Source organism: Polaromonas sp. (assembly GCF_039932935.1).
In the GTDB taxonomy this organism is placed as follows: domain Bacteria; phylum Pseudomonadota; class Gammaproteobacteria; order Burkholderiales; family Burkholderiaceae_C; genus Polaromonas.
Genome location: NZ_JBDTPB010000114.1, coordinates 1 through 4,296 on the forward strand (window position 1 = coordinate 1; position 4,296 = coordinate 4,296).

The 4,296-nt window shown below is 63.6% G+C and carries 4 protein-coding genes; 1 reads left to right on the plus strand and 3 read right to left on the minus strand.

Translation table 11 applies throughout. The annotated features are described in order from the left end of the window. Positions 1-858 (plus strand): EF-Tu/IF-2/RF-3 family GTPase (locus ABI546_RS18340; protein ID WP_348048869.1); only part of this gene is annotated, 858 nt, incomplete at its 5' end. 85 nt (positions 859-943) lie between these two features. Here the strand turns inward: ABI546_RS18340 and ABI546_RS18345 are convergent. The 3 genes from ABI546_RS18345 to ABI546_RS18355 form a co-directional block, all read right to left on the minus strand. Next, the gene (locus ABI546_RS18345; protein ID WP_348048871.1) at positions 944-2,344 is read right to left on the minus strand and encodes an esterase-like activity of phytase family protein; all 1,401 of its coding nucleotides are present in this window, start codon (positions 2,342-2,344) and stop codon (positions 944-946) included. A 242-nt stretch (positions 2,345-2,586) separates the two neighbouring features. Beyond that, positions 2,587-2,841, minus strand: coding sequence for a hypothetical protein (locus ABI546_RS18350; RefSeq protein ID WP_348048873.1), 255 nt, complete (start codon positions 2,839-2,841; stop codon positions 2,587-2,589). Then, positions 2,834-4,296 (minus strand): amidase family protein (locus tag ABI546_RS18355; RefSeq protein ID WP_348048875.1); only part of this gene is annotated, 1,463 nt, incomplete at its 5' end. The genes ABI546_RS18355 and ABI546_RS18350, both read right to left, overlap by 8 nt.

Genomic DNA, 4,296 nt, shown 5'->3' on the forward strand with positions numbered 1-4,296 from the left:
ATGTTCTTCGGCTCGGCCATCAACAACTTCGGCGTGCAGGAAGTGCTGGACGCGCTGGTCGACCTGGCCCCTGCGCCATCCGACCGCGAAGCCATCCAGCGCGTGGTGCACCCTGAAGAGAAAAAATTCTCCGGCGTGGTCTTCAAGATCCAGGCCAATATGGACCCGGCCCACCGCGACCGCATTGCCTTCCTGCGCGTGGCCAGCGGCGAATTCACCCGCGGCATGCGCCTGAAGGTGGTGCGCAGCGGCAAGGAGCTGCGGCCCAATACCGTGGTGAGCTTCATGAGCCAGCGCCGCGAGTTGCTGGACACGGCTTTTGCCGGCGACATCATCGGCATTCCGAACCACGGCGTGCTGCAGCTGGGCGACACGCTGACCGAAGGTGAAGCCCTGCAGTTCACCGGCCTGCCCTTCTTCGCGCCTGAAATGTTCCGCGCCGTGGAAGTGGCCGACCCGCTGCGCAGCAAGCAGTTGCGCGCGGGCCTCACCCAGCTCGGTGAAGAAGGCGCGATCCAGGTGTTCCGTCCGATTGCCGGCTCATTGCTGCTGTTGGGCGCCGTCGGCCAGTTGCAGTTTGAAGTGGTGGCGCACCGCCTGGAGCATGAGTACGGCGTCAAGGCCCGCATCATGGGCAGCAACTTCAACCTGGCGCGCTGGGTGACGTCCGAAGACCCGAACGAACTCAAGAAATTCATGGACGCCAATGCGCACCGCGTGGCTCTGGATGCCGTCGATGCACCCACGCTGCTGGTAGACCACAGCGCCACCCTGCGCGCCGTGGAGCAGCAATGGCCCAAAATCAAGTTCCACGCGCTGCGCGAGCACGCCGGGTTGGTGTTTCAGTCGAAAATGTAAGCGTTTTAGGCCTGTAGCCCGCTCAGGACGTGCGCAAGCAGCTATTAAATCAATAGCAGCCTGCGCTGCAGCTCCGGCTGAGGTTCTACTGGGCTTTAAGGAAGTCACCCACTTCCAGCAGGATCAGTTCGTTGTCGTCCGCCTTGTTCGGCTCGCGACTGCTGGAAAACGGCAGGTTGTTGTCGTTGCCGACCACGATGTGGGTGGCGTCCACCACGTCCACGTTTTCAATGGTGAAGAACGGGAATGTCAGCACGCCGTTGTTCAGCGGCTTGCGCGCCAGCTTCGCCGGGTCGGCAATGTTCAGCAGATCGATGTAGCCGACCTTGCGCACCGGCCCGCCCACATTCGCGTCCGTCATTTCAATCTTGTAGACACGCTTGAACTTGGCGATGTCGTGAAAGCAATCAGTGCGCTTCTGGCCTTCGGGGCAGGCTTTGTCGGCCGTGCCTTCGCCATTGTCGCGCTCGATGATGAGGCCGGTCGTGGCGTCGATCATGTTGAAGTCGCCGATGGCATTGCCATTGGCCTCCAGCGGATACAGCCATAAGCGGCCGCTCCACTTGCCCGCCTGGACGTCGAACTCCAGCACGCGCAGGGCCTCCTTGCCGGCCACGCGTTCATAGTCTTTCGCCTCGGCATTCCATACCGGGCCTTCGAGCAGCGCATAGAGCTTGCTGCCGTCTTTTGACGACGCCATGCCTTCGAAGCCCTTGGAGCGCTTGATCTGGAAGTCGACCGATCCGCCGGGCGCACCGGGGGTGGTGACGGCAGGATGATCGGGCGAACGCACCACCTTGCCGTCGACCAGCGTTTCAACCACCGCCAGCACTTTGCCTTTCATGTCGGCCTTGATCAGGAAAGGGCCGAACTCGTCGCCGATCCACAAGGCCCCACCGGCAAACTGGAAGCTCTCGGTGTCAAAGTCGCTGCCGGTGAGGTAGCGCTGCTTTGTGCCTTCATGAACAATGCGAAACGGCACTTTTTTATCAGGGTCGTGCAAGAAGATCGTTTCCAGCCGCTTCATGGCGCCGCCCTTGAAGTCGACCTTGTAGCGGTCCAGGTACAGCATGGCATCCGGCGAATTGGCTTTGGAGCCAAAGCCGTTGTCGGTCAGGATCCAGAAACTGCCGTCGGGCATTTTCTTGATGCCGGAGTGGCCCTGCAGGGGTTGACCCTTGAACGGCACGCCAACACCCGTCGGCCTGCCGGCAGACAGGCCTTCCACCGTGCCCAGTGCCTCGGTGCGCTTGCCATTGGTGAACTTGCCGCTGACCTGCAGGTCTTGCGGCGCATCTTTGGGTGCCGCAATGAATGATTGCGCCGGCATGACCACGTGGCCGGCCAGCGTGGCCGGAAATGCCGCAGGCGACTGCGCCAGCGCGGGCAAGGGAGAAGCCAGCAGCACCAGTATCAGGGAGGGAAGAAGGCCGGCTCGGCCGGTTGTCGATAGGCCGGTGGTGTCGGCCAGGTGAAATGAGAACATGTGTCATCCGTGGTTGAAGCAGGCTGCATGGTCGCCAGCGGATGTGACGTCACGATGACATGGACACTGGAACGCGTTGCAGCCGCAGGTTTTTTCAGGCCAAAAAAAAGTCTTGCAGACCTTGCCAGACCGACTGGATGAGCAAGAACAAGCCCTGAAACAAGCCCTGAATTTTCAGGCGCATGCAATAAAAAGCCCGGTTCATCGCCGGGCTTTTTTTCCGCTACTGGGGCGTGCCTTTCTCAAATACACGAGAGGCCCAGCCACTGCCCGAGCGAATCAGGCTGCGACAGGCACGCAGCCCATGTTGCGGCGGGCGACTCACTCAGTGGAAGAACCACAACGAGGGCCTGCACCTTCGGGTCACCCAGGGCCTCTCGCAGGGCGTTGTGCTGCCCACTTTCCGCGGTGGTCCGCAGCATGAATTGCAGGCTGGCGCTGAGATCCGGACCCAATGCCACAGGCAGCGTCCGCGCAGGCATGGCGGCGTTAGACATGGCTGAGAGCCACTACGCCGTCAGGGCGTTTTCCGAAAACCGGAGGTGCCGTCACGATCGAGGTCAGGGCGGGCTCGACGGCATGCAGGCGATCGAGCGCGGGACGCGGCCGCCGCAGCTCCTCAGACCCGGCAAAGGCCTGCTCCATCGCCGCAGCCACGCCCAGCACGTGATGGTCCGCGCGGAAGCGGCCGATCAGTTGCAGCCCGAACGGCATGCCGGCGTGGTCGAGTCCGCAGGGCAGGCTGAGTGCCGGCAAGGTAGTCAACGTGACCACATAAGTCAGCGCCAGCCAGCGGTAGTAGTTGCTTTGCGGCTTGCCGTCGACAGTGTCCGCATACAGCATGGTCCAGGGGAAAGGCGATACCGGTGTGGTCGGCGCAAGAATCAGGTCGTAGCCGGCCATCGTGGCGTCAAAGCGCGACAGGATGCGCGTCTGCTCTGCCTGGGCCCAGGCACAGTCGAGCAAACTCATCGCGGCGCCGATCTCGAAATTGGCTCGCGTGTTGGGGCCAAGGCTAGCGGGGTCGCGTTCATAGGCATCGCGCGTGCTGGCGACAAAGGCCTCGGCGCGCAGCACATCGAAACAGCGGTGCGCATCGCCAAGCTCGAACTTCACCTCGTCGCAATTACGGAATAGGTGCTTCATCGAGGCGATCTTGCGGCGAAAGGTCCCGCGGATCGAGGCGTCGACGTCGCAGGCGCCGAAGTCCTCGGTCCAGCCGACGCGCAGGGCGCCGAGGTCCACAGCCGGCGGATCCAGGAAACCGGCTGGGTCTACTGGATAGCTGAGCGGGTCGCCCACGGCGGCGCCGGCTGACGCCGCCAGTTGCAGACAGGCGTCGGCGACGGTACGCCCCATAGGCCCGACCACCGAGATCGGCGTCCAGCCGAGCGGCTTGCGCGAACTCGGCACCAATCCTGGCGAGGGCCGAAAACCCACCACACCGCACAGGGCCGCCGGAATGCGCAGCGATCCCCCGGTGTCGGATCCGGTGCAAACCGGAAGCATGTCGCAGGCCAGCGCCGCCGCCGATCCACCGGATGAACCGCCGGCGTTGAGCCTGGGGTCGAAGGGGTTGCCGGTAGCGCCCCACACCCCGTTGCGGGTGTTTGCGCCGGCCCCCAGCTCGGGCACGTTGGTCTTTCCGACCACGATCGCGCCAGCTGCGCGTAGCCGCGCCACCAGCACATTGTCGGCAGCGGGCACATGGTCGCGGTACAGCGGTGAGCCCAAGGTGGTCAGCAAGCCCTCGGTGGCCTCGAGATCTTTCACGCCCATCGGCAGGCCGTGCAGCAGGCCGAGGGTGCGGCCCTCCAGCACCGCGCGCTCGGCCGCCTTGGCCTCAGCGCGTGCGCGTTCGTAGCAAGTGGCCGTCACAGCGTTCACGAAAGGGTTCACCGCCTCAATGCGCGCGATGCAGGCTTCGAGGAGTTCGACGGGCGATATCTGCC

Coding starts and splice junctions, on each gene's coding strand:
- ABI546_RS18345 (WP_348048871.1), bottom strand. CDS start 2,344: ATGTTCTCATTTCACCTGGCCGACACCACCGGCCTATCGACAACCGGC.
- ABI546_RS18350 (WP_348048873.1), bottom strand. CDS start 2,841: ATGTCTAACGCCGCCATGCCTGCGCGGACGCTGCCTGTGGCATTGGGT.